The organism is Caballeronia arationis (genome assembly GCF_001544975.2).
Taxonomy (GTDB): domain Bacteria; phylum Pseudomonadota; class Gammaproteobacteria; order Burkholderiales; family Burkholderiaceae; genus Caballeronia; species Caballeronia arationis.
The window spans coordinates 1-5,251 of record NZ_FCOG02000250.1; the positions used below are offsets into that span (position 1 = coordinate 1).

At 58.9% G+C, this 5,251-nt stretch carries 5 protein-coding genes and 2 pseudogenes; 1 reads left to right on the top strand and 6 read right to left on the bottom strand.

Going from position 1 to position 5,251, the window contains the following annotated elements; genetic code table 11:
• Positions 1–146: 146 nt before the first annotated feature.
• On the bottom strand, positions 147–704 hold the full coding sequence (locus tag AWB81_RS45375; protein WP_144444335.1) for a hypothetical protein: 558 nt from the start codon (positions 702–704) through the stop codon (positions 147–149).
• A 523-nt stretch (positions 705–1,227) separates the two neighbouring features.
• Here AWB81_RS45375 and AWB81_RS40230 point away from each other — a divergent pair.
• Positions 1,228–1,530, top strand: coding sequence for a hypothetical protein (locus AWB81_RS40230; protein WP_062643918.1), 303 nt, complete (start codon positions 1,228–1,230; stop codon positions 1,528–1,530).
• Positions 1,531–1,803: 273 nt separating this feature from the next.
• Here AWB81_RS40230 and AWB81_RS40235 read toward each other — a convergent pair whose 3' ends face one another.
• The 5 genes and pseudogenes from AWB81_RS40235 to AWB81_RS46165 form a co-directional block, all read right to left on the bottom strand.
• Positions 1,804–2,226 (bottom strand): type II toxin-antitoxin system VapC family toxin, encoded by a 423-nt coding sequence (locus AWB81_RS40235; protein WP_087135545.1) that lies wholly within the window; start codon positions 2,224–2,226, stop codon positions 1,804–1,806.
• A complete protein-coding gene (locus AWB81_RS40240) occupies positions 2,214–2,468 on the bottom strand; it encodes a type II toxin-antitoxin system Phd/YefM family antitoxin (protein ID WP_062643919.1) in 255 nt (84 codons plus the stop codon). Before AWB81_RS40240 ends, AWB81_RS40235 begins: the two co-directional genes overlap by 13 nt.
• Positions 2,469–2,803: 335 nt before the next feature.
• Positions 2,804–3,742, bottom strand: a complete 939-nt coding sequence (locus tag AWB81_RS40245; protein WP_062643920.1) for a LysR family transcriptional regulator — start codon at positions 3,740–3,742, stop codon at positions 2,804–2,806.
• A 57-nt stretch (positions 3,743–3,799) separates the two neighbouring features.
• A pseudogene (locus tag AWB81_RS40250) lies at positions 3,800–4,867 on the bottom strand (MFS transporter); the annotation flags it as partial.
• Between the two features lie 45 nt (positions 4,868–4,912).
• Positions 4,913–5,251, bottom strand: a pseudogene (locus AWB81_RS46165) (IS4-like element ISCku4 family transposase); the annotation flags it as partial.

Sequence of the window (5,251 nt, forward strand, 5' to 3'; positions counted from 1 at the left end):
AACTGGGAGTTTCGCAACTGCTTATCTGCACCTATCCGCACGCTGCGCTTGGCTTCGCGCGATTCTGCAAGACCGACTCGGTAGCTTCGCCATTAATGGTCGGTCGACGTCAACGCCGCGATCTTTCACAATGCATGCTCAGCAGGCTAAGGAGTCGGCGACGTTAGGGCCGCGCAGATGTCGGTCTGTTTCCCACTAGATCCTAGCAGAGTAAAAACTCCGACCTTGGATACTGTAAAAACAAGTCTGCCTACATAAAGCGTGGTCGATGGTCCAGCCGGAATATCGGTCGGGAATAGAACGAGAGAATAATATCCCGTAGCTACGTTCGTCGTTGAGCCGTCAGGGTTGACCGTGGTGTGCAATACTGAGCCGCCACTCGGTTTAAGGGTTAGGACAGAGCCATTGTCTACATTAGTGAAGGTATTGTTTACTCCTTTGCCAGCGGCCAACAAGCGCACAACTTTTCCATTTTTATCCTTGAATTCTCGATGAACCGGTTGCGATCCCTCTTGGTCAATGTGCAGTGGGAACGCGCAGCCTTCACCGGCAGCGAGATCGTAGCTAATAACGTCAGCAGATGCCGGGCTTGCTATCCCTAGCGCGGTGACGAACGCAAGAACCGAGAGAACTTTTTCTCCTGTGTGCTTTGCGTTTAATCTGCTTTTTGCGGACTGAATTTCTAAATTAAGGCGGTTATTCATTAGGAACCTTTTTGCGACAAGTGTTCATTAGAAATGATGCGCCAACGTACGACGCTTCGCACTCACACATTAGGCGCTCCTATCCTTTGTTTAGAGCCCACATTGTTACGCCACTGGCGCGGTATTTGCCGCTTGGGCACAGCAACTACATACCGCCGCAACTGAACGACCGCTTGTTTTTCAGTAGTGCGGCCTGGATCTTACATGATATAGATTTAATTCGGCCGAACTTCAAGCCTTATATGCGCCCCAAGAGCAACTATCCATCGCCATGCAGATCCCATTTACCTTCCGACCTTCAGGATTGCAGCATGATTTCGTGCGTAAAATACGCCGGACGATCTAAGCGAATGGACGTGCCTTTCAGCATTAAGGGGATATATCGCATTCCTGTTACTCCAACAGGTCGTCCTGCAAAGCAGCGCGGATCTTCGCCAGACGTTCCAGCCGCCGCCGACGTCTCAGCGTTATAGGTGCTGAAGCGAGCCGGTGACCGGGCTCATCGACTTCGATCAAGGCCGCCGTGGCGACCGCCAAAGCCAGCTCCGCCGGTGTCGCACTCGGGCAGGTAGCGGTCGCGGCCGTGCTCCAGTCACGGGGTGACCGTGAGCGCATTGCGGCCATGGACTACGCGAGGACGCTGGCGGTGAAAAACCGCTTCGCCTTCGACAAGCTCGACGTATTGAGCCTGGAGCGCATGTGCATCCGGACCTGTGTCGGCGTCCTCCGCCCGTTGGAGGATCACTACTGCCTGCTCGCGTGCCTTTCCCGCGGAACATACGCGCATGTGGGAAGCCCCCGCCGCACGAGCTCATTAATCAAATAAGCGCTACCGGCTTCCCCCTTGCAAGCCGCCCACGTGCGATGCTGAGCGAACGAGACCTCGCGTGCCGCACTTTCCGGCATTGGCAGGAGCATCGTTTTGCTGATGGGGCCGCGGGTTTTCCGGACGGACATGCGGACGGATTTTCGGTTCGCGTGACGCGTAGACATCTAAAAAACGATCAGGGAGGTATCACTGGTAACCCGTTTAGTGTAGCAGAGCCCTCGCGCAGCTCGTCCTCATCTGACACGTCGGGCACTGCCACGGCGCCAGCGTTCAATGGGCCTTTTTGGGCGCTTGGATGATCTCGATCACATCAAGCGCGCGGAAGTCGTCCGGGTTGCTTGTGAGCAGCGCGAGACGATGTTCATGCGCCTGTGCAGCAATCCAAAGATCGTTATAGCGCGGACGGGGATTGCGGCCAGCGTGCTTCATCATGATGGCGAGCAAGCCAAACGATTGAGCCGTTCCCCGCGTCACTTCCAGCACCGGCATCCGTTCGACCGCGCGAAGCAACATCGTGCGTTCGGCGCGCTCGCGCGGGTCATTTGGGATCTGGGCGCCGAATTCCAATTCGCCAAGCGTGATCGCGGAAACGTAGATGAGTTCCGACTCGGCGATGTTGTAGATCGAGTCCAGATCGATGGCGCCATGCGCGGCATCGATCCAGACGCATGTGTCGACTATTAGCGCTGCCACGGATCCCGCACCTCGTCGTCGAAATCGGCCTCGCGAATGTCAGCCTTGTAGCGCTCGGCCGCATCACGCGAGATCTTCGGCAACCGATCGAAGGCGTCGCGAAGCGTGACAGTGCGCACCGGAGGACTGATCGTACCCAGCACGGTGCTATTGCGGGTGATCGTCACCGATTCGCCGCGAGCCAAGGCGTCGAGCACCTGATTCGTGCGCCGGGCGAGATCGGTGGCGGTGACAGTAGCCATGAGTTCCTCCGGGTCGAGAAAGTACGCATTATACTTAATTTGCGTACTTCGGTCAACGCTGCGGCGCGCGCCGCAGCGGAGACATCCTGCAGCGGGGTCATCGGAGTCCACGCCTACCCGCCTCCACTGCCGGTATGCGCAGTCAATGGTTCCCAACTTTTCTCGCTCGACGCCCGCTCGAATCCACCGCGCCCTCGTGGGCATTGTGATTTGACAGGACCTGAAACGAACGATCATACTATTTATGTCAAATGTATTTTGCACACGGTGCTTCGAAGCGCATGCGTCGCCAAAGCGTGGCTCGCACCTCGAATTCAAATGGCCGACCACTAAGGTCAACGTGGTTCGTCACGGCGACGAGACGGAACAGGCGCACCGGCGTTTCGACGTGGCGCTGACAATGTCAACTCGCTGACGAACGTTTCGACCGACGGATTGCGCGTATCCGCCCGCCAGCAGGCGACCATGTCGATCTCCGTGTCCTTGTCCGCGAGTGGCCGGATACACAGTCCGTTGCGCTGAATGTTCCGGATGCATTCAGGATAGATGCTCAAGCCCGTGTTCGCGGCAACGAGGCCGATGATCCCGTCGCTAGTGGATGCCTCCTGCGCGATCGTCGGAGAAAATCCCGCGCGATGGCAGATCGAAAAAAAGTGATGGCGAAACGCTTCCCACGAATGCGGCGCGCCAAGCACGAAACGCTCTTCAGCGAGGTCGGCCAACCGCAGTGTCTTTCTCGCAGCCAGCGGATGAGCGGCCGGCAAAAGTGCCACCATCGGCTCGCGGCCGAAGATGCGCGTCTCGACGTTGGGTGCCGAAAACGGTCCGATCATGAACCCGACGTCGATGGTCGAGTCGAGTATCGCTTCCTTCTGCACTGTGCTCGGCATGTGCACGAGATCGATGCTGATCGACGGAAACTTCTTGCCGAACGACTCGATGATGCCCGGCAACGTACCGTTGATTGCAAAGTCCATGTAGGCGATGCGCAGATGCCCGATGTTGCCCGCCTCTGCGCGCCGCGCGAGCGTCACGGCCTGATCGATATGTGTCAGCGCGAGTTGGCAATGCTCAGCGAATACACGGCCCGCATTGGTCAATTCGACGCGTCGCGTCGTGCGCGCGAGGAGCGCCGCGCCCACCGATTCCTCGAGCGCCTTGATGATGCGGCTCAACGCCGGCTGGGTCATGTGCAGGCGGTCGGCGGCCACGCTGAACTGCAGCGCCTCGGCGACCGCCAAGAAAGCCCGAATGTGATGAACGTCGATTCGCATGTGCCGCCGCCGTGTCCTCGTGAGTTGGCGTCGCCCAAATCGATCGGGGACGAACCTTCATCTTACCGGTGCTTTACCCGACCGGAGCGTGACGAGTGCGCCCACCACCAGCAGCGCCGACACGACGTACAGGCCGTTTGTCAAACTGCCCGTCATCGTCTTGACGAAGCCGAGCATGCTGGGACTCGCAAATCCGCCGAGCAGGCCGAGGCTGTTGATGAACGCGATCGTTCCCGCAGCCGCTCGCGTGCCGGCCAGGAAATCGGTTGTGATCGCCCAAAAAAGCGGCTGCAACGTGAAGATCGCCGCGGTCGCCACGCTGATCAAAACGAGTGCCAGCTTGAGATCGTTGCCCGCCAGCGAAATCGCGGAGATTGCGATCGCCCCGATGATCGCGCAACTCGCGGTGTGCCATCTGCGCTCACGCGATCGGTCTGAGTGACGGCTGACGAGAACCATCGTGAGCGCCGCAACGCCGTACGGAATGGCCGACAGCATGCCGACCGAATAGGCATCGGTCACGCCTGCCGCGCGGATCAGCGTCGGCAGCCAGAAACTGATCGCATAGACGCCGCAGATGAATGTGAACCAGACGAACGCGAGCGAGTAGACGCGTGCGCTCCTGAGCGCGCTGCCGAACGTGTTCTGACCGAAGAGCGACGAAGCATCGCGATCCCTTTGCAGTTGATGCACGACGACGGCTTTCTCGGTGTCGGTCAGCCAGCGTGCCTGTCGCGGGTTGTCGTCGAGATAGAAGAACGCGATGATCCCGAGCACGCACGAAGGCAGCCCCTCCACGAGGAACAGCCACTGCCAGCCCTGCAGTCCATGCACGCCATCGAGATGATTAAGCGCCCAGCCGGACACCGGGCCGCCCAGGACGCCGGCCATCGCGACCGCCGTGAGAAACAGCGCCATGACGCGGCCGCGCCGCGCGGATGGATACCAGTACGTGAGGTAGAAGATCATGCCCGGAAAGAACCCGGCTTCGAATACGCCGAGCATGAAGCGCATCACGTAGAACGCGACGGGCGACTTGACGAACATCATGCCCGCGGAGGTCAATCCCCAAAGAAGCATGATCCGGATCAACGTCTTGCGCGCGCCGATGCGTTCGAGGATGAGGTTGCTCGGAACCTCAAGAGTGCCGAGTTCGGCACAGTCTTGGGGTTATGTGGCCAGTCGGAACATCTCGAAGGTGTCAGGGTCCTGCCTTTCGGCGATGAATTTCGCGAAGAAATTGGTTTTGGCGCTATTCACGAGAAATTCGGGCAGGCATTGTCGTAGTGCACTGGCGACAACCAACTCCGATGGAGCGATGCCGGGACGGATGGTGCGCAGCCAGGATCCAAAGGAACTCCAGACGAGTGAAGGGAATACCGCTGCCAGGTACTGAAGCAGTCCCTGGCAGACGATGCCAGCCTGAATGAAGACGTGATAGGCGTGGGTCTTGCGCTTGACGGCGTCGCGGTACTCGGGCGACTCGCGATGAAGGTATTGATCGCCGTT

Excerpts from the sequence above, each read along its gene's own strand:
- AWB81_RS40240 (WP_062643919.1), bottom strand. The coding sequence starts at position 2,468 with ATGGCTACTGTCACCGCCACCGATCTCGCCCGGCGCACGAATCAGGTG.
- AWB81_RS45375 (WP_144444335.1), bottom strand. The coding sequence starts at position 704 with ATGAATAACCGCCTTAATTTAGAAATTCAGTCCGCAAAAAGCAGATTA.
- AWB81_RS40245 (WP_062643920.1), bottom strand. The coding sequence starts at position 3,742 with ATGCGAATCGACGTTCATCACATTCGGGCTTTCTTGGCGGTCGCCGAG.